This is a genomic window from Xanthomonas sp. NCPPB 3959 (assembly GCF_056675575.1).
On the sequence record NZ_JBWWVR010000009.1, the window covers coordinates 94,592 to 119,505 of the forward strand.

A 24,914-nucleotide genomic window follows, 5' to 3' on the forward strand; every position below is an offset into this window, starting at 1 on the left:
CATCATCAAGCCCGAAATTTCCTGAGTTGGAGAAGTCAGAGTGAATCCGATGTATGTGTCCAAGCTGTCATTGGTGTTAGCGGCTGCCATGTTGGCTGGCGCCTGCGCGACCAAGCCTGCTCCTGACTTTGGCGGGCGCTGGAAGCACGTCAATCACTTTGACGAGGCCCCGACCGAAATTCCGCTCTACACCTCCTACACGTATCAGGCCACGCCGATGGATGGCACGCTGAAGACGATGCTTGAGCGTTGGGCCGCAGACTCCAACATGCAGTTGTCCTACAACTTGCCGTCGGACTACACCCTGATCGCACCAGTTTCGAATATCAGCACCACCAGCGTGCAGCAGGCTGCAACTGAGCTCAGTGCTGTGTACGCGGCGCAAGGAGTCTCGGTGTCAGTCTCTGCCAACAAGCTGCTCGTACAGCCCGTAGCGGTATCAACCGGATCCAAGCTTTAAGGAAGCGTCGACTGATGCGATGCACCTGTGGCATCACATTTACAAGGACGTCCATGCCTCCCAAATGCCCGCAACCCATCGCGGCAACAGTTTCAGGCCTGACAAGGCCCCACGGTGACGGATCTAGACATGTTGCGTAAGAAGGTCAGTGAGAAAGATGGATCTGCCCAAGTCGGTGCAGCCGTCCAGAAGGCGGTTAATTACGAGGTGAGCATCGCTGATCTTGCGCGCCGCAGTGAAAAGCGTGCTTGGATTGTGGCGACTTTGTCGATGGTCGTGACGGTCATGACTGCGGGCGGCTATTACTACATGCTGCCGTTGAAGGAGAAAGTGCCCTATCTGGTCATGGCAGACGCCTATTCGGGCACAAGCACTATCGCCAAGCTTGAAGCGAATTTTGGTGGGCGGACGATTACGACGAGTGAGGCCTTGGCGCGCAGCAATATCGCACGCTTCATCATTGCCCGCGAATCGTTCGACTTGTCGATCATCGGTCAACGTGACTGGAATACCGTGTCAGCAATGGGCACGACAAATGTTGTGAACGAATATCGTGCATTGCATTCATCAAACAATCCGCTACGGCCGCTGAATACATACGGCAAGCTTCGTGCAGTTCGCGTCAATATCCTGAGTATCACGCTGATTGGTGGGAAAGGCCAGCCTTACAAAGGTGCGACAGTGCGCTTCCAGCGAACCGTATATGACAAGAATTCAACGCTCTCCACGCTGCTCGATAACAAAATTGCGACCATGGGATTCGTCTATCAGGACAATCTGGAGATGAGTGATAGCCTGCGTGTCGAAAATCCCCTTGGATTTCGGGTGACAGATTATCGGGTTGATAACGACTACTCCTCGCTGCCAGCAGCGCCTGCGGCTGGTGCCGTCATCAACGCGCAACCTCAAGCAGCTGCACAGCAGCCTGGCACGGGCGTTGTCGATCCGAATGCGGCAAATGTCTCTGGTGCAGTCCCGCAAGGCGGCGTTCCGCTCCAGCAAGGAGCCTTGCCGCAGGGTGGCGTGCCGCAACAGCAAGCACAGCCAGCGTTTCCCGATCAGATGCAGCCACCGGGTCAGCCTGCGATTCAACCCCAAGGGACGCCGAATAATGTCAATGGAGCAAGCGGTCGATGAAACTCTTTAATCGGTACAGGGCTGCGTTATTTTCAGCACTGCCACTTGCACTATGTGCTTTTTCAGCAGCGGCGCAGGTGGTTCAGGAATACGAATATGCGCCTGATCGTATCTATCAGGTGCGTACGGGTCTGGGGATTACCACTCAGGTCGAGCTAAGCCCGAATGAGAAAATCCTGGACTACAGCACCGGGTTCACTGGTGGCTGGGAACTCACTCGGCGTGAGAATGTGTTTTATCTGAAACCCAAAAACGTCGACGTCGACACGAACATGATGATTCGTACGGCGACGCATTCCTACATTCTTGAGCTCAAGGTGGTTGCAACAGATTGGCAGCGCCTTGAGCAGGCGAAGCAGGCGGGTGTTCAATACAAGGTTGTGTTTACCTACCCGAAAGACACGAGCTTCAATAACGTGGAAGATGCAGACACATCGAAGAAAGGTCCACTGTTGAACGCAAAGATCCTAAAGGATCGTCGTTACTACTATGATTATGATTACTCCACGCGTACCAAGAAATCCTGGTTGATTCCAAGCCGGGTGTACGATGATGGCAAGTTCACTTACATCAACATGGATTTGACGCGGTTTCCGACTGGGAATTTCCCGGCGGTATTCGCTCGAGAGAAAGAACACGCCGAGGATTTTCTCGTCAATACGACGGTGGAAGGCAACACCCTGATTGTGCATGGGACCTATCCTTTCCTGGTGGTTCGCCACGGCGATAACGTCCTCGGTCTGCGAAGGAACAAGCAAAAGTGAACTCGAATATTCCAAACAGCCCAGATGATCGCTCCCCGGCAAACCGCGGGGAAGAATCGCGAAACGGCGAGTACGATGAGCGCAACAACCCGTACTTTGCACGTCAACAGGCAGGTGCCACGCCTGACCTGGATGCTAATGAGCCGGTGCTGCGCTCCAGCGACATCAAGCGGCTGAATCGTAAGGCGCTCGTGTTTCTGGCTGCCATTGCTGCTCTGCTGATTCTCGTTATCTTCTGGCTAGCAACGCAAAGTGGGGACGATTCGGCACCGCCGAAGCCGCGAGCTGAGACTGTTGTGGCGCCTGCGCTACCGCAAAATATGACTGCGCCCGTCGAAGAGGCACCCGTGCCTCTCGCGCAGCAGCCGAGTCTGCCGCCACTGCCGCCGATGCCGACTGTTGATAGCGAAGAGGCCGGTTCTGCGCCGGAACGTCAGCGCGGTCCTACATTGTTGGAGCGCCGAATCCTCGCCGAATCCGCTGTGAATGGCGCAGGCATGCCCGGTCAACCTGGTCCGCCAGCTGCACCTGGAGAGGAAGACACTGCTGTCACACTGGCAAAGCCGATTAGCAACCCGGACGGATTGTTGGTGCGTGGTACGTACATTCGCTGCATTCTCGAGACCCGGATCATTTCCGATTTCGGTGGCTATACATCTTGCATCGTGACTGAGCCGGTGTACTCCATCAACGGGCATAACCTGCTGCTGCCGAAGGGTTCCAAGATGCTTGGTCAGTATGGCGCCGGAGAGCCAACGACACGGCGCCTGCAGGTGGTCTGGGATCGTGTCACCACGCCGACCGGTCTGGATGTCACGCTCGTGGGGCCTGGCATCGATACGTTGGGCAGCGCTGGCCATCCAGGGAACTACAACGCCCATTGGGGCAACAAGATTGCATCGGCTCTGTTCATCAGTCTGCTGAGCGATGCCTTCAAGTATGCGGCTGCCGAATATGGTCCAGAAACGACCACAATCGGTGTTGGCAGCGGGATCGTCACTCAGCAGCCTTTTGAAAGTAATACCGCCCGCAGCATGCAGCAGCTTGCCGAGCAGGCTGTCGAAAAGTCTGGGCGCCGTCCGGCAACCTTGACGATCAATCAGGGCACCGTGTTGAACGTTTATGTTGCCAAGGACGTCGATTTCTCGGCGGTCCTGCCGAAGTGAATGACATGGCTGCCATGACGATCGATGATTCCCCGACAGCGCGCATTTCGAACGACTTCCTGGATTACCAGTACTCAGTGCTGGGAATCCTGGATTACCTGAATTCGCCTGACGTGACCGAGATTTGCATCAATCGTCCGGGTGAGTTGTATCTTGAGACCATTCATGGGTGGCAGCGGGTTGATGTGCCGTCCCTCACCTACGACCGTGCTCGGCAGTTTTGTACGGCTGTCGTCAACGAGAGCAATACCGGGCAACGTATTACTGACGCCGACCCGGTGGTGTCACTGACTTTTCCGACCGGGCAGCGCGCGCAGTTCGTGATGCCGCCGGCATGTGATGCCGGCAAGGTATCCATCACGATCCGGCTTCCTTCCAAGCACACCAAGTCGCTGGAGCAATACAAACACGACGGTTTTTTCGACGAGGTGCTGGAACAGTCTGCGGATGTCAGCGACCATGATCAGGAGTTGCTGGAGTTACGCCGCAAGCGTGACTATGCCGAGTTCTTTAAAAAGTGCGTGCTGTACAAGAAGAATGTGGTCGTGGCTGGGGCTACAGGCAGCGGCAAGACCACCTTCATGAAAGCATTGGTCAATCATATTCCCAACGAAGAACGTCTTGTCACCATCGAGGACGCGCGCGAGCTGTTCATCAGTCAGCCTAATTCCGTGCACCTGCTGTACTCGAAGGGCGGGCAGAGCGCCAGCAACGTGACTGCCAAGAGTTGCATGGAGGCGTGTCTGCGCATGAAGCCGGATCGCATCATCCTGGCCGAGTTGCGCGGTGACGAGTCGTTCTACTTCATCCGTAACTGCGCTTCGGGACATCCGGGTTCCATCACCAGTTGCCACGCCGGTAGTGTCGAGCAGACCTGGGACCAGTTGGCCTTGATGGTGAAAGCATCCAACGAAGGCTCTGGTCTGGAGTTCGAGGTGATCAAGCGTTTGCTGAGAATGACCATCGACATCGTGGTTCATATCAAGGCGCACGCGGGACGGCGGTTCATCACAGGCATCGACTTCGATCCTCTGAGAACCTTGCGCGGCGGTTGAGAGGTAAATTTTTTCGTTGGGGCTGGTTTGGTTTTGCAAGGAGTAATGACATGTTGCCTGGCATGGAACTGATGGGGTGCACTGGACTTGCTGTTCCTGGCGAGGTAATGCAGCACGTTGTCCGTGTCGAGTCGTCGCGCAATCCGTATGCCATCGGTGTGGTTGGCGGGCGGTTAGTGCGTGAGCCACGGGGTTTGGCTGAAGCAGTGGCTACTGCCAAGATGCTGGAGCAGAAAGGCTACAACTTCTCCCTCGGACTAGGCCAGGTCAATCGCTACAACCTGCAGAAGTACGGGCTCACCAGTTATGAGATGGCATTCGACAAATGCCCCAATCTTGTCGCTGCTTCAAGGATTTTAGCGGAGTGCCATTCGCGCTCAGGCGCTAATTGGGGCAAGTCGTTCAGCTGTTACTACTCCGGCAATTTCGAGACCGGTTTCAAACATGGTTATGTCCAAAAGATCTATGCATCCATTCGTCAGTCGGTAGCATCCTCTGGACCCGAGCCCATTGCGGTCGTGCCGACCCGCCAGGTGCAGTTGCGGCCTGCCAATCCGCTCAAGCAGGCGGCCGCCGAATTGGCAGATGCGATCGTCGCGCGTCGTATTCAGGATCTATCCGGGGCGGGCAACACGGTGGCTTCACCGTCTGGGCCTATGCTATCGGCACCGTCAGCACCTTACTCTCTGCCGAGCCGGGCCACCCCTGTGGCTCCTGCGGCGGAGAACGAGTTGTATGTGATAAAGCCGACAGGCCAGGGGCGTGGGGTGGCGTTGCCCGCCATCGCACCGCAGGCCTCGACGCAGACTGATCTACCCGCAAATCCCGTCTCAATGCCGCGTGCACCACAGGCGGCTCCGCAAGTAGATAGCGCATTTGTTTTTTAGGATGGAAGATCGCCAAGGATACGGCTGCTGGACCCCCTCTGTTCCCAAGGAGTTAGACATGAAGTTTGAAATCGACAAGAAGACAATGGCAGATGCCAAGATGGTTGGCACCCAGGCAGTGAAGGCGCTGGTATTCATCTCGCTGCTGATGGTTGCCGGTGGTGCAGCAGCAGAAGGCAACGGCCTTGGTGGCACGGACACTCAGGTTTGCGGCTTCCTGAATAATGTGAAGAAGCTTCTGAACATGGGTTCGATTGCAGTGGTCACCATTGCGGTTATCGTGGCCGGGTATCAAATTGCCTTTGCACACAAGCGTATCTCTGAGGTTTCCCCAATCCTTATCGGTGGTGTTCTGATTGGCGCAGCTGGCCAGATCGCCAACATGATTCTTCAAAACAAGGATGGTGCTGCTGCGAACGACTGCTCGGGAGTCGGTGCTGCGTTGGTGCAGATCGCTCAGTACTATGCATAAAGACGTCCTCTTCCGCGGCTGCACCCGTCCGGCGATGTTTCTGGGGGTGCCTTACATCCCCTTTTTCATCGGTGCCGGCGGTGGCCTGCTGTTGGGGATGTACCTCAATCTTTGGTACCTGTTAACCATCCCCGTCATCATCTTTGGCATGCAGCAAATGGCAAAGAGGGACGAAATGATCTTCAGGTTGCTTGGATTGCGCTGGCTTTTCCGAATGCGGGCCCGAAACCTTCAGCGTTATTCCGGGATGTGGGTATTTACTCCCAACGAATACCGTAAGGGTCCCCCGGGTAAATCGCGATGAGCACGTGAATCGTTTAACCAGCCCCACGCGTGCAGCTCGCGTGGGGTTGGCGTTTTAGATCGTAATTCTTGGTGTGATGCTCCCTTCTTAAATCGGTAAGACCATGTTCAGTCCAGACAGTCCGATCGGCGAATTTGTTTCCATTTCGACACATGTCGCACCGTCCGTCGTCAAGACGACTGGTGGCGACTATTTGTTGATCTGGCATCTGGCTGGCTTGCCCTTCGTTGGGCGGGACGAGTTCGAACTCGAGCAGCGGCACAACACGTTCAATCGGTTGCTGCAAACATTGCGTGCACCGGATTTCGCCAATATCGCATTCTGGGTTCACGACGTTCGCCGTCGTCGGAAAATTGGCACGGGTGGGCGCTTCAAGCAATCGTTCAATCAGACGCTGTCCGACGAGTATTACGCGGCGCTTTCATCGCAAAAAATCATGCAAAACGAGTTGTACTTCAGCATGATCTATCGCCCGGTGGTGACGGGGCGGCGCATGGTCGAAAAATCTGCAAATCCTGACAGGATTCGTGCCGAGGAAGAGCAGGCCATCTCAAAGATCGTCGAGTTGGCCACTAACGTCGAGGCGGTACTGAAGGATTATTCACCTTACCGGCTTGGCATGTATGAGGCCAAGAATGGTGTCGTATTTTCCGAGACACTGGAGTTTCTCGGCTACTTGCTCAACCGGATCGACGAGCCTGTCCCGGTCCTGCAGGCGCCTGTGCCGGCGTATCTGCCTGTCAGCAAGCACATGTTCGCCAACAAGACCGGCGATTTTGTCATTCGCACGCCGGATGGCATCAATCATTTCGGTGCGATCCTCAACGTCAAGGAATATGCGGACGGAACCTATCCCGGCATTCTCAATGGCCTGAAATATCTTGATTTCGAATACGTGATGACGCATTCGTTCAGCCCGGTCGGGCGCCACGATGCCTTGAAGGTGTTGGAACGCACCAAGGGAATGATGATTTCGTCGGGCGACAAGTCGTCCAGCCAGATCCGCGACCTGGACCTGGCGATGGATGACGTGGCCTCCGGCAACTTCGTACTGGGCGAATATCACTTTACCTTGGCGGTCTATGCCGATAGCCAAGAGAAGTTGGCCAGGCAGATCGCGACGACACGCGCCGAATTGTCCAACGCCGGTTTCGTGTCCGCGAAGGAAGATCTGGCAATCGCTTCTTCGTTCTATGCGCAGCTGCCGGGCAACTGGCGCTTCCGCACGCGTATCGCCAACCTTAGTTCGCTCAATTTCCTCGGTTTGTCGCCGCTGCACAACTTTGCCCAGGGCAAGCAGCACAACAACCCGTGGGGCGACTGCGTTACCACGTTGCAGACCACCAACGGGCAGCCCTATTACTTCAACTTCCACGCCACGCATCCTGCCGAGAATTCCCTCGGCGAGAAGGCGATCGGCAACACGATGGTCATCGGCAAGTCCGGTACCGGCAAGACGGCGCTGATCAACTTCCTGCTGAGCCAGGTACAGAAGTTCGATCCGATCCCGACCATTTTCTTCTTCGACAAGGACCGCGGCGCGGAGATCTTCGTGCGTGCGTGCGGCGGCAATTATCTGGCGCTGGAAAATGGCGTGCCGACCGGCTTCAACCCGTTCCAGTGCGAGCGCAATGAAGCCAACACGCAGTTTCTCGCCGAATTGATCAAGGTGTTGGGCGGCAAGGCCGAGTACAGCGCCCGTGAGGAAGAAGACATCTACCGCGCGGTGGAAGGCATGCTGGATACGCCCATGCACCTGCGCAGCATGAGCAACTTCCGCAAGAGCCTGCCCAACATGGGCGACGACGGGTTGTATGCGCGCCTGCGCCGCTGGACTACTGGTAACTCGCTGGGCTGGGTGTTCGACAACCCGGTCGATACCATCGACCTGACGCGCGCCTCGATCATCGGCTTCGACTACACCGACGTGATCGACAACGCCGAAGTGCGGGTGCCGGTGATCAATTACCTGCTGCACCGCCTGGAAGCGTTGATCGACGGCCGGCCGCTGATCTACGTAATGGACGAGTTCTGGAAGATCCTCGATGGCAAGGGGGGGCTGAAGGAATTCGCCAAGAACAAGCAGAAGACCATCCGTAAACAGAACGGCCTGGGCATCTTCGCCACGCAAAGCCCGGAAGATGCATTGGCCAGCGATATCGCCGCGGCGCTGATCGAACAGACCGCCACGATGGTGCTGCTGCCCAACCCGAACGCCAGCCGCGACGATTACATCGAAGGCCTCAAGCTGACCGATGCCGAGTACCAGGTAGTGGTCTCGCTGGACGAGCGCTCGCGCTGCTTCCTGGTCAAGCAAGGCCATGCCTCGGCGGTGTGCCAGCTCAACCTGCGCGGGATGGACGATGCGCTGTCGGTGATTTCGTCCTCGACCGACAACATCGAGATCATGCATCAGATCCTGGCCGGCAAGGCCAGTAAGTTGGGCGTCACCGTCGATCAGCTGACGCCCGAGCAGTGGTTGAGCGATTTCTATGCCCACCGCAAGGGGTCGGGGAAGCGCAAAGCCGTCAAAGACAAGGAGGCCGAAGATGCATAGTCCCCATCATCGGCAGCACACTTTCCACGCATCAACTTCATCTGTGTCAGGAGGCAAAACACCATGACAACCAAGTTCAGACATTTTTCTCGCGTGTTCACGGGACTGGTGCTGCTCTGCATGGCCGGAGCCGCCAGTGCGCAGTGGGAAGTGATCGACAATAAGCTCAATGAGACGACCGAAAAGATGCTTGAGAATCAGAAGGTCGGCAAGGGCGAAGGCGAAGAATCCAGTGGCAAAGAGGTGGAGAAGCCCAAGGAGGCGCTGAAGAAGGTGCCTGACGATTTCGGTGTGACAGGATGCGCATCCTCTACCTCTGGTACCCCGGTATCCAGTGTGCAGAAGCAGGTGTGCGAGCTGACCCAACGCACGCGCAATGCGCAGTACAACTACATGGTGGCGATGAACGAGATCACCACTGAGCGGTTGAAGCGTCTGCGAAAACTTGAGAAGGACCGGGCAGGGATCAAGGACGGGCAAGTTGGATTGCTTGAGAGCAATACCAATAAGCTGTTGGCGTTGAAGGCCATGATGGACATCGATCGGCAGCAGATGGAGTCGGCGATGTTTGCCTACGACAGGCGTCTGGCCTATTTAACCGACAAGCAGACCGGTGCGGCGTTGGCAGCGATGAGTGGCACCAAGCCACCGGATCCGGAGGGCGAATCCTCCTGGTGGTCTCAGATCACTGGCGATTTGTGGAGCCTTGGCAAGACGGCGATCGCCGGCGCAGCGATGAAGGTGGCATTCGAGACCATCAAGAGCAAGGAGCCTGAGGGTTACCGGCCATTGATGATCGATGAGAAGAAGTAATGCGCACTCACTGTGGTGGAAGCGTGTATTGCAATGGACTCAACATCGGGCAGCAGTTGCCCTACGGCGCAGCCGTCTCAGTGGATGTGGTGACTTATGAATATCAGTGATTTCCTGACGAACATCGCCAATTACGAATTTTTCCGTCTCATCAACGACTATCTTCGTGACGAGATCTCGATCTTTCAGTGGGAATTGTTGCAGCGGACGACGGCTTGGGTAGGCATGGTGGCGCTAACGGTGTTGACGCTGTGGATCTTCATCCAGGGCTACCGCATCGTTACCGGCCAGTCGCGCGAAGCAGCAATGGGCCTGGTGGTGACGGCGCTGCGTGCGGCGCTGATCATCGGGTTGGCGACGAGTATGGCCAAGGGCTCCCCGCAACTGTATTGGACCCTGACCGACGGGATCAGCTCGGCGATTACCAAGACAGTCACCGGGGACTCGGATAGCCCCTACAAGGCGATCGATCAAAACTTGATGCTGATGCAGATGGCGCTGGCCGGGTTGGATCAGATCAAGACAGGCGGCGATAAAGAAAGCGAAGACGCCAAGAACCGGGCGCGCTGGTTCACCGGCATCGGTATGGCAGGCCCTGGAGTGGTGGCCGGCTCGATGCTGCTGTTGAATAAGTTGGCGATGGCACTGGTGGTCGGGTTTGGCCCGTTGTTCATCCTGTGCCTGCTGTTCCAGGCCACGAAGTCGCTGTTCAGCAAGTGGCTGCTATACGGATTAGGCACCATGTTCTCGTTGTCGGTGCTGACGTTTACGGTGAGCTTGGCGACCAAGGTGGTTGGCGCCGTGGGTGTGGCGTTTCTCGCGAAGTGGGCCGTCAACGGCGGCAATGGCGAAGGCATTAGCAGCATGGCGCTGCAGCAGGGAGGAGTGGGCTTGGTGTTGACGACATTGATCCTGACCGCACCGCCAATGGCGGCGGCATTCTTCCAGGGCACGCTGGGCCAGTTTGCCCCTTATTCGGCGATTGGGTCGCTGGGCTCGTCGGATGCAGCGTCTAACGCTAATCGGCAGGGGCCGAATGCGCAGAATTCTTATAGGCCCCAGACTCCAGATATGGATAGAACGGATAACGCATCACGTATACCTGCCAATAATACAGCTCGGGTATCCGCTGACACCGGAAATGATAGTACGCGAACAACAGGTTTGATGGGGTCTGCAAATAGAAATTCTCCTGGCAACGCATGATTATCAATACATGTGGGAACGGTATGAGACGCTACTTACTGATTTTTCTGTCCTTATCGGCGGCTTCTGCACCTTTTGACGCATATGCGCAAACACGCTGCCCGATAGGTACTCAGATGGGTAATATTCAGTGTATTCCTGATGAGCCTGTTGCGGGCTCTAGCGAAAGCGAACCAGCGAAGCCTTTGCCCGACGGCGAGTGGATCAAAACTTGGGGAGCGATTGCTAGGGCTTCGGACAATAGTGTCGGCGCTACGTCAGGAAAGCCCACCAAAAAAGATGCTGAGGAGGAGGCGCTTCGTCAATGTTCTACGGGTGGAGGAATAAATTGCAAGGTGGAGCTGGCATATCAAAATCAGTGTGTCTCTCTTGCTAACTCCATTGGTGGTTCAGGTTCAGGTGGCATAGCAACCGGCGGCTCAGTCAGAGAAGCGGAGGAGAGGGCGCTGTCAAAGTGCGGCGGCGGAAATAAATCTGGGTGTGAAATAGTATACTCAAAATGCTCTCTCCCTGAGTTTAATAAATTCTAACGCGATTGGAGCGATGTCTGTGGTTCCTTCTCCTTCGCTGTTGATTCTAGAGTCGGATGCTCCAGTTTCTCAATAATTATCTTCAGTGTCCTTCCTGGGTTTTGACAAAAATTAATTTTTCACATATATATAATGAGGCGTGAAGTGGTTAATTTTTCACGAAATCTATCCGCCGTCTTGATCTTTATTGGGTTCCTGCTGCTAGCCGGGTGCCAGCAGGATGATCTTCCAGAAAAAGCGGTCGATACTTCCGCAACTAAGCAGCAGAATTCACAGGAAATTAAAAATGAGCCTCTCTCTCAACAGAAAAGCTCAGAAGGAAAAGAACGAATGACATCACTTTATCAAGTCGTTTCGTTACTTGCTGTCAAGAACGGTACGCCCTGGGAAAATTTAGATGTAGTCCCCGGTGTACGGTGGCAGGAGTCTTCTCCGCAGCTAAATCCCGACAGCACTAGCCCCCAAAACTCAAGGTCCCGCAGCGGAATAATTGTTCTCGATGGCTTTGGATTGGTTGACGTTCCTGACGGAAACGAAGGAGTAGATGCTGGGGTAAAGAATATCAATGAGGGCGAATCTGGGATTACTCTCGAAGGGGATGCGCAGTATGTGCATTCCGTTGCAATAAAGAAATTCTATGTCAGCCCTAAATACGTTGATGTGGTACGACGTCAGCTACCTGCTACATCGACTGTGCAATTGATCGCTGGCGATTGCGCGGCAGATATGAACGGCGGCCCCGATACTCAAACGAAATTTTACGAAATAGGTGTGAAAGATTACCAGCTTTATCTTGAGGCCTATATCGACGATGGTGAGGGTTCACGAGGTCCTGGGTACACCACCTTTCTTTTCACTAAAGTAAAGCCCGACAAGAGAATTAAAGAGTTGCAGTGCAAGGAGCTATAGCTCCGCAACATCCGGCGTCACTAGAAGGGTGGCGTTTTACCCTAACCGTCATATCCAGAGGACATGCATCATGGCTGATAGACGAGAAAAAGCGGCGGCCACCGCTCAGGCTTATAGTCAAGGGAATATCGCAGGGCTAGACGAGGCAACGACGCGTCGACTGATTGCATCAACCGTAATGACCGAGAGCAATGGCGGTGACCTGTCCATCACAAACAGACAAGGCTACGTGGGTCGCTACCAGGCGGGTGCCGGTTGGCTTGCTGACGCGGGCTATGTGGACAGTGCAAAGCTCACTGCCGCTATGCGGGATGCTGGTTACGATCCAGAGAAGGTGCGAGGCGCTGAGTGGAAGTGGGCGACCAGTGGTGGGATGACGCGGTTTCTCGAGGATTCCTCGAACTGGAAAGACGGCCTTAGTCTCGAGAGATACAAAGCCTCCGCCGACTTGCAGGATGGCGCCTTCAAGATAAATAGCGATAAGGCATATCGCCAAGCTACTCGTGAAGGAATATTGGATAGCGACGACAGCCCGACCAAGGTGGCTGGATTTCTCAAAGCCCGCCATATCTCTGGTTACGGTGGTGCTCGTGCTGCGATCAGCGGTGGTCGTGAGTTTAGTGATAGCAACGGCACTAGTAACTATGACTACATGCACGACATCACACGGAATCGTGATGGGCTAGACCAATACATGCAGCCGGGACGTTCGCATGCGGTGCATGCGAATACTTCCGCTACACCTCAGCCGCCGGGGCGCGATGCGTCGCATGACGACAAACTGGAACAAGGCGAGCGCAACGAGCAAGTGAAGCAGCTGCAAGGTCAGCTTATACAGCTCGGCGCTGTTGGCCGCGATGGCAAGCCGCTGCAGGCGGACGGCGACTTCGGCGGCAACACTAAATACGCCGTCGAGCAATTCCAGCGCGAGCGTGGTTTGCAGGTAGATGGTGTGGTGGGCAACCAAACGCAGGCGGCTTTGGCTAAGGCATTGTCCCAGCCAACACCCAAGCAAGCCGAGCAGAGCGCCGCTCCCATTGCGCCGGCACAGGCATCCAGCCCCTTACTATCCGACCCTCGTCATCCAGATAACGCGATGTACAACGGTGCGGTCAGCAAGCTGGAAGCCTTGGGCGAACGGGGTGGTTTCTCCAACCGCCAGGAACTCCAGCAAGCGGCCGGGCAGATCGTGTTCGAGGCCAAGGTCAGTGGTCTACAGCGCATTGACCACGTGGTGCCTAACAAGAGCGGTGACGGCTTCTTCGCGGTACAGGGAGAGATGACGGACCCGGCGATGCGCCGTGTGTTTGTTGACCGCGATCAGGCGCAAACCCAGCCGTTGGAGCACAGCAGCCGGCAAGTGGCCGAGGAAAGCCAGCGCCAGGTACAGCAAGTGCATGCACAGCCGCCAGGCCCTGATACGCGCGGCCCTACGCTGTAATCAACGCTCACATGTTGTAGCGATTGCAAACATGATGGCCTTGGCTTCTGCCAAGGCCATCTTACGCTTGGCCTTTATGGGCTTTATGCACGCCTGCATCGCTGGACCGCCGGCAACTCGCTGGGCTGGGTGTTCGATAACCCGGTCGATACCATCGACCTGACGCGCGCCTCGATCATCGGCTTCGATTACACCGACGTGATCGACAACGCCGAAGTGCGGGTGCCGGTGATCAATTACCTGCTGCATCGCCTGGAAGCGCTGATCGACGGGCGCCCACTGATCTGTGTGATGGACGAATTCTGGAAGATCCTCGATGGCAAGGGGGTACTGAAGGAATTCGCCAAGAATAGGTCTCCGACATCCTGCCACGCGCCCGTCGGCCCCGTGCTGGCATGCGCAACGCCGGGCTGATTGGTTTACCATTCGTCTTCAAGACCACTTGCGAGAAGGTGGCCCGCGCCCCGCGCCGGCCCAGCGTGCGACATGAGCACTACCACCGCCCACTGCTGATTCCGGCCGCGCCAGTTCGCACGGCGCCCGCACGGCGTTCTTTCTGCACCACCTCTCGCCGCATCCCTATCCGAGCCTGTCCCGCAGTGGGCAGATCTCCTTTGCAGCCGTCGCGCTGCAGCCAGCACAGACCTCATTCTTGCCCATGATCAACATCACGCTCCCCGACGGCAGCCGCCGCGAATTCGAATCCCCCGTCTCGGTGATGCAGGTCGCCCAGTCGATCGGCGCCGGCCTGGCCAAGGCCACCATCGCCGGTCAGGTCGACGGCCAACTGGTCGATGCCAGCGACGTCATCGACCACGACGCCAGCCTGCGCATCATCACCGCCAAGGATGCCGAAGGCGTGGAGATCATCCGCCACTCCTGCGCGCATCTGGTCGGGCATGCGGTCAAGCAGCTGTACCCGGAGGTCAAGATGGTGATCGGTCCGGTCATCGCCGAAGGCTTCTACTACGACATCTACAGCGAGCGCCCGTTCACGCCGGACGACATGGCCGCGATCGAGCAGCGCATGCAGGAGCTGATTGCGCAGGACTATGACGTGATCAAGAAGATCACCCCGCGCGCGGAAGTGATCGAGGTGTTCGCCCGGCGCGGCGAAGAATACAAGCTGCGTCTGATCGAGGACATGTCCGACGACATCACGGCGATGGGCCTGTACTACCACCAGGAATACGTGGACATGTGCCGTGGTCCGCACGTGCCCAATACGCGCTTCCTCAAGGCGTTCAAGCTGACCCGCATTTCCGGCGCCTACTGGCGCGGCGATGCCAAGAACGAGCAGCTGCAGCGCATCTACGGCACCGCCTGGGCCGACAAGAAACAGCTGGACGCCTACATCCTGCGTATGGAAGAAGCCGACAAGCGCGACCATCGCCGCATCGGCAAGCAGCAGGACCTGTTCCATCTGCAGGAAGAGGCGCCCGGCTTGGTGTTCTGGCATCCCAAGGGCTGGTCGCTGTGGCAGGTGGTCGAGCAATACATGCGCAAGGTCTATCGCGACAGCGGCTACGGCGAAGTGCGTTGTCCGCAGATCCTGGACGTGTCGCTGTGGCAGAAATCCGGCCACTGGGACAACTACCAAGACGCGATGTTCTTCACCGAGTCGGAGAAGCGCACCTACGCGGTCAAGCCGATGAACTGCCCTGGCCACGTGCAGGTGTTCAACCAGGGCCTGCACAGCTACCGCGACCTGCCGATCCGCTACGGTGAGTTCGGTGCGTGCCACCGCAACGAGCCCTCCGGCGCGCTGCACGGCATCCTGCGCGTGCGCGGTTTCACCCAGGACGACGGGCATGTGTTCTGCCTGGAATCGCAGATCGAAGCCGAAGTCACTGCCTTCCATCAGCAGGCGCTGGCGGTCTACACCGCGTTCGGCTTCGACGACATCGAGATCAAGATCGCGCTGCGCCCGGAAAAGCGCCTGGGCGACGACGTCACCTGGGACAAGGCCGAAGCCGCGCTGCGCAGCGCGTTGGGCGTGTGCGGGGTGGAGTGGCAGGAGCTACCGGGCGAGGGCGCCTTCTATGGCCCCAAGATCGAATACCACCTCAAGGATGCCATCGGCCGCACCTGGCAGCTGGGCACCATGCAGGTCGATTTCATGATGCCCGGCCGCCTTGGCGCCGAGTACGTGGATGAGCACAGCCAGAAAAAGCATCCGGTCATGCTGCACCGGGCGATCGTCGGTTCGATGGAGCGTTTCATCGGCATTTTGATCGAACACCACGCCGGCGCGTTCCCCTCCTGGCTCGCCCCGGTCCAGGTCGTTGTCGCAAATATCACCGATGCCCAGGCAGACTATGTGGACTCGGTTCGGAAAACCCTTGCAAATCAAGGCTTCCGTGTAAACGCCGATTTGCGTAACGAGAAGATCGGATATAAGATTCGCGAGCATACGCTGCAACGCGTGCCCTATCTGCTCGTGGTCGGTGACCGCGAGAAGGAAAATGGCGCCGTCGCCGTGCGGACACGTTCGGGAGAAGACCTCGGGACCATGACGGTCTCGGCCTTCGTCGAGCGTCTGCAGGCAGAGCAGGCAGCGTGAGCCAACCCCGGCCGGTCTGGATGATCCGGACGCGCCGGTTCGATTCCCCTGGGAGATTGCAATATCAGTACCCCTGACAACAAACAGAACCGCAAGAACCAAGAAATCCGCGTGCCGCGCGTCCGCGTGATCGGCAGTGACGGAGAGATGGTCGGCGTGTTGTCGCGCGACGAAGCGCTCGCCAAGGCCGAGGAAGAAGGCCTGGACCTGGTCGAAATCCAGCCGCAGGCCGATCCGCCGGTCTGCAAGATCATGGATTTCGGCAAGTTCAAGTTCGAGCAGCAGAAAAAGGCCAACGAGGCCAAGAAAAAGACCAAGCAGGTCGAGATCAAGGAACTCAAGTTCCGTCCGGTCACGGACGAGGGCGACTACCAGATCAAGCTGCGCAACATGCGTCGCTTCCTGGAAGAGGGCGACAAGGTCAAGGTCAACATCCGCTTCCGTGGCCGCGAAATGAGCCACCAGGAGCTGGGTCGCGAAATGGCGTCCCGGATCGAGGCCGATCTTGGCGAAGACATCGTCATCGAGTCGCGTCCGCGCCTGGAAGGGCGGCAGATGGTCATGATGATCGCGCCCAAGAAGAAGATCTGATCCCGCGTTGCGACCGGCCCCGGCGGGGTCGGTCGCAGTGCAGACAGCAGCGATTTGCAAGAATTCCCGGCAACGGGCATACTGCGCGGCCCGGTTTTACCGGGGCGCCGCGCAAGTGGTACAGGACCTGTCCGGATCGTGTTCGATCACGGACTTACAAGCAGGCAAGGGCAAGGATGGAAAGCGTGGTCGCAAGACTGCCGCCCGGGTCAGTGACAAAACACCATCAAGGACATTGCAATGCCCAAGATCAAGACCAACCGGGCGGCGGCCAAGCGTTTCCGCAAGACCGCCTCCGGCAAGTACAAGTGCGGCCACGCAAACCGTAGCCATATCCTCACGAAGAAAGCGACCAAGCGGAAGCGCAACTTGCGGCAGACGAACCACGTCCGTCCCGAGGACGCAGGCCGTCTCGATCGTATGCTTCCCTATCTCTGAGGACTGAACCATGGCACGAGTAAAGCGTGGTGTGCAGGCGCGCCGCCGCCACAAGAAAATTCTGAACCTGGCGAAGGGCTACTACAACGCCCGTCGTAAGGTCTTCCGTGTTGCCAAGCAGGCGGTCATCAAGGCACAGCAGTACGCCTACATTGGCCGTAAGCAGAAGAAGCGCGTGTTCCGTGCGCTTTGGATCACCCGCATCAATGCGGCTGCCCGCATCAATGGTCTGAGCTACAGCCGTTTCATGAATGGCATGCTCAAGGCTGGCATCACCCTGGACCGCAAGGTGCTGGCTGATATCGCCGTGCACGACGCCGCCGGCTTTGCCGCGCTGGCTGAGAAGGCAAAGGGCGCGCTGGCGGCGTAAATGCAGGTCCCTCGCAGGAGCCCGCACGTCGTTGGTGCGAGTCCTTCGCAAGAGCCCGCACATCCATGTGCGGACTGTTGAAGGGTTAATCGTCTCAAGCAGCCGCACACTCGTGTGCCTGCTTTTGGTGATGAAACGCAGATATGCAGGGGGAAGGGCGCGAGTCCTTCCCCTTTTGCGTTTTAAATAGCCGGCATCTCTAGATTTGGATGGTTGGCAAGAGTCATGTGGTAATGCGTTCCGGTGCATCCGGAAACACCGTTCGGCTGAGCAGTTGAGGCGCGAGTGCAATGAGTGAGATTCAATCCCTGACCGAGCGCGCGCTGGCCGATGTGGCCGCCGCACAGACGCCGGACCAACTGGAAGCCTTGCGCGTTGCATTGCTGGGCAAGAGCGGCAGCATCACCGCCCAGCTCAAGCAGCTCGGCACGCTGCCGGCCGATCAACGCAAGGCCGCTGGCGAAGCGATCAATCTGTCGCGCGACGCGCTGACCGCTGCACTGTCAGAGCGCAAACACACGCTGGAAAACGCTGCACTGGACGCACGTCTGGCTGGCGAGCGCATCGATGTCACCTTGCCGGGTCGTCGCAGCGAGCGCGGTGGATTGCACCCGGTCACGCGCACGCTCGAGCGCATCGTCGAGATCTTTGCACGCTTGGGGTATGAGCTGTCCGATGGTCCTGAGATCGAGGACGATTGGCATAACTTCGAAGCTTTGAATTTTCCGCCGCACCATCCGGCGCGCGCGATGCACGACACGTTTTATTTTGGCGATGGCCGCCTGTTGCGCACCCATACTTCCGGTGTGCAGGTGCGTTACATGGATGCACACAAACCGCCGCTGCGCATGATCGCGGCCGGCAAGGTGTATCGCTCCGATTCGGACCAGACCCATTCGCCGATGTTCCATCAGGTGGAAGGCCTGCTGGTGGACGAGCATTCCAACTTCGCCGACCTCAAGGGCACCTTGTCCGAGTTCGTGCGTGCGTTCTTCGAGCGCGATTTCGAAATGCGTTTCCGCCCCAGCTATTTCCCGTTCGTGGAGCCGGGTGCGGAAGTGGACATCGCCTGGCAGCAGCCCGACGGCAGCACGCGCTGGCTGGAAGTGCTGGGTTGCGGCATGGTGCACCCGAACGTGCTGCGCAGCGTGGGCATCGATCCGGAGCGCTATACCGGCTTCGCGTTCGGCCTGGGCGTGGAGCGCTTCGCGATGCTGCGCTACGGCGTCAACGACCTGCGCGCGTTCTTCGAGAACGATGTGCGTTTCCTCAGGCAGTTCGCCTGACGGCGGAGATTGGGGATTCGGGATTGGGGATTCGCAACAGCGCCCTCGTCCCGCCCCCCGTCGACTGTTTTTTACGAATCTCAAATCCCGAATCCCCAATCCCGGCTCCTCATGAAATTCTCTGAAAATTGGCTGCGCAGCCACGTTCCCATCCAGGCCAGCCGCGACGAACTTGCCGCGACGCTGACGGCGATCGGTCTGGAGGTCGAAGAGGTCACGCCACTGGGCGAGGCGCTGGGGCAGGTGGTGGTGGCGCGCATCGTCGAGGCGGTGCGTCATCCGGAGGCCGATCGTCTGCAGGTCTGCAGCGTCGACGCAGGGCAGGGCGAGTTGCTGCAGATCGTGTGTGGCGCGCCCAATGCGCGTGCCGGTCTGGTGGCGCCGTTGGCGCTGGTCGGTGCGCAGATCGGTGCGCTGACCATCACCGCAGCCAAGCTGCGCGGTGTGGCGTCCAACGGCATGTTGTGTTCGGCCAAGGAGCTGGGTCTGGACAGCGACGCGTCCGGCCTGTTCGAGCTGCCGGACGATGCGCCGGTGGGTCAGGCCCTGGCCGAGTATCTGGGGCTGCCCGATGCCAGCATCGAGATCAAGCTCACGCCCAATCGCGCAGATTGTTTCAGCGTGCGCGGTATCGCCTTCGATGTGGCGGCCGCATGCGCCAGCGAAGTGGTGGCTTTTGATGCGGGCGCGGTGGCGCCGGTGTCGACGCGTACCTTGGCAGTGGAGCTGGAGGCCGGCAACGAGGCCCCGCGTTACTGCGGTCGTGTGATCGAAGGCATCGACCCGGCGGCAAAAACGCCGGTGTGGTTGGCCGAGCGCCTGCGTCGCTGTGGCGTGCGGCAGGTGTCGCTGCTGGTGGATATCACCCAGTACGTGATGCTGGAGCTCGGCCAGCCGATGCATGCGTTCGACCTGGACACCCTGCAGGGGCCGATCGGTGTGCGGCGTTCGCGCAGTGGCGAGCAGCTCGCGCTGCTGGATGGGCGTCAGGTCACCTTGGACGATAGCTTTCTGACCATCACCGATGCAGGCCGGCCGGTTGCGCTGGCCGGTCTGATGGGCGGGTTGGAGACGCGTGTCACCGAGGCCACGCGCAATGTATTTCTGGAATCGGCGTATTTCGATCCGGCCGCGATCATGGGCCGTGGCCGCAAGCTCGGGTTGCATACCGATGCCGGTCATCGCTTCGAGCGTGGTGTGGATCCGGCATTGCCGCCACAGGCGATCGAAGTGGCGACACGGCTGGTGCTGGAGCTGGCCGGTGGGACGCCGGGCCCGGTCGTACATGCGCAATTGCCGCAGCATCTGCCGCAGCCTGCGCGCATCCTGCTGCGGCGTGCGCGGATTGCGCGCGTGCTCGGCATCCAGATCGACGATGCCGAGGTTGTGCGCATTCTCACTGCGCTCGGTATGCAGCTCGACGCGGTGGCCGAAGGTTGGCAGGTGATGGCGCCGAGCCGTCGCTTCGATATCGCCATCGAAGAAGATCTGATCGAAGAGTTGGCGCGTATCCACGGCTACGACCGTGTGCCGACCACGCTGCCCGGTGGCGCAAGCCGGATCGCGATGCCGAGCGAAACCCAGCTGGACGAACTCAGCGTGCGTCGCCAGCTGGTGGCGCGCGAGCTGCAGGAAACCATCAACTACGCATTTGTCGATGCGAACCTGTTGGAGCGCTGGCAGCTGACCGATGGTCTGGTGCCGCTGGCCAATCCGCTCAGTGCGGAACTTGCAATCATGCGTCCGCGCTTGTTGCCGGGTCTGGTGGCGACGCTGGGCCGCAACGCCGCCCGCCAGGCCGGGCGGGTGCGCCTGTTCGAGCTGGGCAAGGTATTCACCGCGTCCGCCGAGACCGGTGCCGCGCCGCAGGAAGCGCAGCACGTCGCCGCAGCAGTCTGTGGCGATGCCTTGGCGCTGCAGTGGGGCGAGTCTGCACGCAAAGTGGATTTCCACGATCTGAAGGGCGATCTGGTGGCGCTGGCTGCGGCCAGTGGCGCGGTGCTGGATTTCCAGCCTTCCACGCAGGCATTCGGGCATCCGGGGCGGTCGGCCGATATTCATCGCGATGGCGTGCACATCGGCTGGATCGGGCAGGTGCATCCGCGTCTTGCTAAGCAGTTGGAGATCGACATGGACGTGATCGCGTTCGAGCTGCAGCTGGCGCCGCTGGTGCAGCGTGCGCTGCCGCGTGCCGGCGAGCTGTCGCGGTTCCCCTCGGTGCGTCGCGATCTGGCCTTCCTGGTGCCGGAAGAGGTGAGCTGGGCGGCGCTGTCTGCCAGTGTGCGCACCACGGTTGGCCCGTTGTTGCGCGAGGTGCAGCTGTTCGATCGCTATGTCGGGCAGGGGGTCGAGCCAGGTTTCAAGAGTCTGGCTATGGGCTTGATTTTGCAGGATAACTCGCGCACTCTCACCGACCGGGACGTCGACGCAGTCGTTGCCGATGTGGTGGCCGTGATCGAGCGCGAGCACCGCGCCCGGATTCGGAGTTGAGGCGGTAACCAGGGGATTGGCATGGCATTGACGAAAGCAGAGATGGCCGAGCGTCTGTTCGACGAGGTCGGTCTGAACAAGCGCGAGGCAAAGGAATTTGTCGACGCCTTCTTCGATGTGCTGCGCGATGCGCTGGAGCAGGGCCGTCAGGTGAAGTTGTCCGGTTTCGGCAACTTCGATCTGCGGCGCAAGAATCAACGGCCCGGTCGCAATCCCAAGACCGGCGAGGAAATTCCGATTTCGGCCCGCACGGTGGTGACCTTCCGTCCTGGCCAGAAGCTCAAGGAGCGGGTGGAGGCTTATGCTGGATCCGGGCAGTAATCGCGAGCTACCGCCGATCCCGGCCAAGCGCTACTTCACCATCGGCGAGGTCAGCGAGTTGTGCGATGTCAAACCGCATGTGCTGCGCTATTGGGAAACCGAATTTCCGAGCCTGGAGCCGGTCAAGCGGCGCGGCAATCGGCGCTATTACCAGCGTCACGACGTGCTGATGGTGCGCCAGATCCGCGGCCTGCTGTACGAACAGGGCTACACCATCGGTGGTGCACGTCTGCGCCTGGAAGGCGATGGCGCCAAGAGCGAGTCGGCGTTGAGCAACCAGATCATCAAGCAGGTGCGTATGGAGCTGGAAGAAGTGTTGCAGCTGCTGCGCCGCTAGGAAATTGTGTTGCAAAGCCGCTATAATCGCAGGCCGTCCTTGTGACGGAGTGCAGCATCTTCGGGGTATAGCGCAGCCTGGTAGCGCACTAGTCTGGGGGACTAGTGGTCGTCGGTTCAAATCCGGCTACCCCGACCAAACACAAAGCCCATGTCTTCTGGACATGGGCTTTTTTGTTGCGACGCAGCATGTGGATTTGGGGCTTCGGGGAAAGGTGCTGCATATGCAGAACGGCATAGTGCGCTGCAGCAGGAAAAGGGCCGAAGAGCCCGCTTTACACGGTCCCGCCTGCTGTGGACCTGGATCACAGAGCGGTGCTAAGTATCCGAAAATCCTCCAGATCATTAGCGCGTGATTAGTAACTGGATCACGTTTTGTTAACGTCACAACGACGAACTTGAATCAATAGGCCAACGCCGTCAAAAAAATGGCGTGCAGCGTCTTGCGATGTTTTCTTTCTATGCCATAGTGCAGTGCAACACGTCACACCTGTCGTGATCCCGATGTCATACGGGATGAATTTCTCTGTCGTACGTTCGTGCTGGCGTGTTGGCCGGTTGAATGCTGCGCGGGTTCCTGTCCCACCAATCAAGGCAGCCAGCTACACGCATGAAAAGACTGATCGAACGATTCTGCCAAGGCCTCAGCCTGGCGTTGATCTGCTCGATGACACTGGGCGCTTGCAGCACCGGTCCGAAGATGGCGGACTCTCTGCCGCTCCCGGATCCGCTTGCGATGTCCGCAGTGCAGCCAGAGTATCGACTGGCGCCGGGTGACTTGCTGTTGGTCAAGGTATTTCAAGTCGATGATCTGGAGCGGCAGGTCCGCATCGATCAGAACGGTCACATCTCGCTGCCACTGATCGGCGATGTCAAGGCCACCGGCCTGGGCGTTGGCGAGCTGGAAAAACTGGTCGCAGAACGCTACGCCGCCGGATATCTGCAGCAGCCGCAAGTGTCGGTGTTCGTGGAGGAATCCAACGGCCGCCGGGTCACGGTCACTGGTGCGGTGGACGCGCCCGGGATCTACCCGGTGATCGGCTCCAACCTGACCTTGCAGCAAGCGATTGCGCAGGCAAAGGGTGTCAGTACGGTGGCCAGCCGCGGCAATGTCATTGTCTTCCGCATCGTCAATGGGCAAAAAATGATCGCTAGATTCGACCTGACCGAGATCGAGAAGGGTGCCAATCCCGACCCGGAGATCTACGGCGGCGACATCGTTGTGGTGTATCGCTCGGACGCACGCATCTGGCTGCGCACCATGCTTGAACTGACCCCCTTGGTAATGGTGTGGCGCGCTTACCGATGAGTATGAATTCCGAAAATCGTTCCTCTTCTTCTCATCGTCACGGCCATCTCGAGCTGGCGGATGTGGGTTTGCTCGACTACTGGCGTGCGCTGGTCTCGCAGCGCTGGTTGATCATCGGGGTCACGCTGTTCGCAGTGCTGCTGGCCTTCGGCATCACGCTGTTGATGCCGGAGAAGTACCGCGCCACCAGCACGCTGCAGATCGAGCGTGATTCGCTCAACGTGGTGAACGTCGACAATCTGATGCCCGTGGAATCGCCGCAGGATCGCGACTTCTACCAGACCCAGTACCAGTTGCTGCAGAGCCGTTCGTTGGCGCGTGCAGTGATCCGCGAAGCCAAGCTGGATCAGGAGCCGGCGTTCAAGGCGCAGGTCGACGAGGCACTGGAGAAGGCTGCGGCCAAGAATCCGGAAGCCGGCAAGTCGGTCGATTCGCGCCAGGCGATCGTCGAGCGCACCTTGACCGACACGCTGCTGGCCGGATTGGTGGTCGAGCCGATCCTCAATTCGCGCCTGGTCTACGTCAACTACGACTCGCCGGATCCGGTGCTGGCCGCCAAAATCGCCAACACCTATACCAAGGTCTTCATCGTCAGCACGCAAGAGCGCCGGATGAACGCGTCCTCGTTCGCGACCAAGTTCCTGTCCGAACGTCTGGAGCAGTTGCGCGGCAAGGTCGAAGACTCGGAAAAGACGCTGGTCTCTTATTCGACCCAGGAGCAGATCGTGTCGATGGGCGATGACAAGCCATCGCTTGCGGCGCAGAACCTGGGCGATCTCAACGCGATGCTTGCCTCTGCACAGGACACGCGCATCAAGGCCGAGGCGGCATGGCGTCAGGTCAGCACCGGCGACAGCATGTCGTTGCCGCAGGTGCTGGGCAATCCGTTGATCCAGAGCCTGCGCGGTGAGCAGATCCGCTTGAACACCGAGTACCAGCAGAAGCTGTCGACCTTCAAGCCCGACTATCCGGAAATGCGACGCCTGAAGGCGCAGATCGAAGAGTCGCGCCGTCAGATCAATGGCGAGGTCATCAACATCCGTCAATCGTTGAAGGCCGCCTACGACGCCTCGGTGCAGCAGGAGCGTTTGCTCAACGAGCGCATCGCCGGTCTGCGCAGTAACGAGCTGGATCTGCAGAGTCGCAGCATCCAATACAACATGCTCAAGCGCGACGTCGATACCAACCGTCAGCTCTACGATGCGCTCCTGCAGCGTTACAAAGAGATCGGTGTTGCAAGCAACGTGGGCGCCAACAACGTGACCATCGTCGATACCGCAGACGTGCCTACGTCGAAGACTTCACCGAAACTCAAATTGAACCTCGCCTTAGGCTTCATCTTTGGCGTATTCCTTGGTGTGGCTGTGGCCCTTGTGCGCTACTTCCTGCGAGGCAATGGGCCGGAGACGCGGTTGAACTGACATCGTGATGTTGCAAAACGGTGGTTAATTGAAGTGACAACTGATTCAGCGTGGAAAAAGTCGGATCCCGTAAGTTTCGGGATCCCTC

24 protein-coding genes, 1 tRNA gene and 1 pseudogene are annotated in these 24,914 nt (G+C 58.4%); all 26 read left to right on the top strand.

Annotation, left to right across the window (positions count from 1 at the left end; translation table 11 throughout):
• Positions 1–49: 49 nt before the first annotated feature.
• The 26 genes and pseudogenes from AC1KVG_RS12270 to AC1KVG_RS12395 all read left to right on the top strand — a co-directional run bounded on the left by AC1KVG_RS12270 (position 50) and on the right by AC1KVG_RS12395 (position 24,826).
• The gene (locus AC1KVG_RS12270; protein WP_006449256.1) at positions 50–460 is read left to right on the top strand and encodes a TcpQ domain-containing protein; all 411 of its coding nucleotides are present in this window, start codon (positions 50–52) and stop codon (positions 458–460) included.
• 129 nt (positions 461–589) lie between these two features.
• Positions 590–1,597, top strand: coding sequence for a VirB8/TrbF family protein (locus AC1KVG_RS12275; RefSeq protein WP_115040687.1), 1,008 nt, complete (start codon positions 590–592; stop codon positions 1,595–1,597).
• The gene (locus tag AC1KVG_RS12280) at positions 1,594–2,361 is read left to right on the top strand and encodes a TrbG/VirB9 family P-type conjugative transfer protein (protein WP_006449258.1); all 768 of its coding nucleotides are present in this window, start codon (positions 1,594–1,596) and stop codon (positions 2,359–2,361) included. The genes AC1KVG_RS12275 and AC1KVG_RS12280 overlap by 4 nt, the downstream gene beginning before the upstream one ends.
• The gene (locus tag AC1KVG_RS12285; RefSeq protein WP_481094568.1) at positions 2,358–3,527 is read left to right on the top strand and encodes a TrbI/VirB10 family protein; all 1,170 of its coding nucleotides are present in this window, start codon (positions 2,358–2,360) and stop codon (positions 3,525–3,527) included. Before AC1KVG_RS12280 ends, AC1KVG_RS12285 begins: the two co-directional genes overlap by 4 nt.
• Positions 3,528–3,532: 5 nt before the next feature.
• Entirely contained in the window at positions 3,533–4,582 is a 1,050-nt protein-coding gene (virB11, locus tag AC1KVG_RS12290) for a P-type DNA transfer ATPase VirB11 (protein ID WP_005996067.1), read from the top strand.
• A gap of 62 nt (positions 4,583–4,644) precedes the next feature.
• Positions 4,645–5,469: a lytic transglycosylase domain-containing protein gene (locus AC1KVG_RS12295; protein WP_481094648.1), complete on the top strand. Its 825-nt coding sequence runs from the start codon at positions 4,645–4,647 to the stop codon at positions 5,467–5,469.
• 58 nt (positions 5,470–5,527) lie between these two features.
• Complete coding sequence (locus AC1KVG_RS12300) at positions 5,528–5,941, top strand: TrbC/VirB2 family protein (RefSeq protein WP_043907616.1); 414 nt, start codon at positions 5,528–5,530, stop codon at positions 5,939–5,941.
• The gene (locus AC1KVG_RS12305; RefSeq protein WP_481094569.1) at positions 5,934–6,245 is read left to right on the top strand and encodes a VirB3 family type IV secretion system protein; all 312 of its coding nucleotides are present in this window, start codon (positions 5,934–5,936) and stop codon (positions 6,243–6,245) included. The genes AC1KVG_RS12300 and AC1KVG_RS12305 overlap by 8 nt, the downstream gene beginning before the upstream one ends.
• A 103-nt stretch (positions 6,246–6,348) precedes the next feature.
• Positions 6,349–8,802 (top strand): VirB4 family type IV secretion/conjugal transfer ATPase, encoded by a 2,454-nt coding sequence (locus AC1KVG_RS12310; protein WP_481094570.1) that lies wholly within the window; start codon positions 6,349–6,351, stop codon positions 8,800–8,802.
• 63 nt (positions 8,803–8,865) lie between these two features.
• Complete coding sequence (locus AC1KVG_RS12315; RefSeq protein WP_481094571.1) at positions 8,866–9,615, top strand: hypothetical protein; 750 nt, start codon at positions 8,866–8,868, stop codon at positions 9,613–9,615.
• Between the two features lie 96 nt (positions 9,616–9,711).
• Complete coding sequence (locus tag AC1KVG_RS12320) at positions 9,712–10,821, top strand: TrbL/VirB6 family protein (protein ID WP_481094572.1); 1,110 nt, start codon at positions 9,712–9,714, stop codon at positions 10,819–10,821.
• A gap of 116 nt (positions 10,822–10,937) precedes the next feature.
• A complete protein-coding gene (locus tag AC1KVG_RS12325) occupies positions 10,938–11,351 on the top strand; it encodes a DUF4189 domain-containing protein (protein ID WP_481094573.1) in 414 nt (137 codons plus the stop codon).
• Positions 11,352–11,483: 132 nt separating this feature from the next.
• A complete protein-coding gene (locus AC1KVG_RS12330) occupies positions 11,484–12,260 on the top strand; it encodes a hypothetical protein (RefSeq protein WP_481094574.1) in 777 nt (258 codons plus the stop codon).
• Between the two features lie 178 nt (positions 12,261–12,438).
• Complete coding sequence (locus AC1KVG_RS12335; RefSeq protein WP_481094575.1) at positions 12,439–13,701, top strand: XVIPCD domain-containing protein; 1,263 nt, start codon at positions 12,439–12,441, stop codon at positions 13,699–13,701.
• A gap of 66 nt (positions 13,702–13,767) precedes the next feature.
• Positions 13,768–14,064 (top strand): annotated as a pseudogene (locus AC1KVG_RS12340) (VirB4 family type IV secretion/conjugal transfer ATPase); the annotation flags it as partial.
• Between the two features lie 295 nt (positions 14,065–14,359).
• Positions 14,360–16,264 (top strand): threonine--tRNA ligase, encoded by a 1,905-nt coding sequence (thrS, locus tag AC1KVG_RS12345; RefSeq protein ID WP_481094576.1) that lies wholly within the window; start codon positions 14,360–14,362, stop codon positions 16,262–16,264.
• 48 nt (positions 16,265–16,312) lie between these two features.
• The gene (gene infC, locus AC1KVG_RS12350; protein WP_080639730.1) at positions 16,313–16,855 is read left to right on the top strand and encodes a translation initiation factor IF-3; all 543 of its coding nucleotides are present in this window, start codon (positions 16,313–16,315) and stop codon (positions 16,853–16,855) included.
• A gap of 240 nt (positions 16,856–17,095) precedes the next feature.
• Positions 17,096–17,293, top strand: a complete 198-nt coding sequence (gene rpmI, locus AC1KVG_RS12355; protein WP_006449141.1) for a 50S ribosomal protein L35 — start codon at positions 17,096–17,098, stop codon at positions 17,291–17,293.
• A gap of 10 nt (positions 17,294–17,303) precedes the next feature.
• Positions 17,304–17,663, top strand: coding sequence for a 50S ribosomal protein L20 (gene rplT, locus AC1KVG_RS12360; RefSeq protein ID WP_006449140.1), 360 nt, complete (start codon positions 17,304–17,306; stop codon positions 17,661–17,663).
• Positions 17,664–17,953: 290 nt separating this feature from the next.
• Positions 17,954–18,949 (top strand): phenylalanine--tRNA ligase subunit alpha, encoded by a 996-nt coding sequence (gene pheS / locus AC1KVG_RS12365; protein WP_016903312.1) that lies wholly within the window; start codon positions 17,954–17,956, stop codon positions 18,947–18,949.
• Positions 18,950–19,060: 111 nt separating this feature from the next.
• The gene (gene pheT, locus AC1KVG_RS12370; protein WP_481094577.1) at positions 19,061–21,439 is read left to right on the top strand and encodes a phenylalanine--tRNA ligase subunit beta; all 2,379 of its coding nucleotides are present in this window, start codon (positions 19,061–19,063) and stop codon (positions 21,437–21,439) included.
• A 21-nt stretch (positions 21,440–21,460) separates the two neighbouring features.
• Entirely contained in the window at positions 21,461–21,760 is a 300-nt protein-coding gene (locus AC1KVG_RS12375) for an integration host factor subunit alpha (RefSeq protein ID WP_002811076.1), read from the top strand.
• Positions 21,741–22,097 carry a MerR family transcriptional regulator gene (locus AC1KVG_RS12380; protein WP_005995911.1) on the top strand — a complete coding sequence of 119 codons (357 nt, stop codon included), beginning with the start codon at positions 21,741–21,743 and terminating at the stop codon, positions 22,095–22,097. The genes AC1KVG_RS12375 and AC1KVG_RS12380 overlap by 20 nt, the downstream gene beginning before the upstream one ends.
• Positions 22,098–22,158: 61 nt before the next feature.
• Positions 22,159–22,235, top strand: a tRNA-Pro gene (locus AC1KVG_RS12385).
• A 471-nt stretch (positions 22,236–22,706) separates the two neighbouring features.
• Positions 22,707–23,405: a polysaccharide biosynthesis/export family protein gene (locus tag AC1KVG_RS12390; RefSeq protein WP_006449137.1), complete on the top strand. Its 699-nt coding sequence runs from the start codon at positions 22,707–22,709 to the stop codon at positions 23,403–23,405.
• Positions 23,387–24,826 (top strand): GumC family protein, encoded by a 1,440-nt coding sequence (locus AC1KVG_RS12395; protein WP_074057171.1) that lies wholly within the window; start codon positions 23,387–23,389, stop codon positions 24,824–24,826. Before AC1KVG_RS12390 ends, AC1KVG_RS12395 begins: the two co-directional genes overlap by 19 nt.
• Positions 24,827–24,914: the final 88 nt, after the last annotated feature.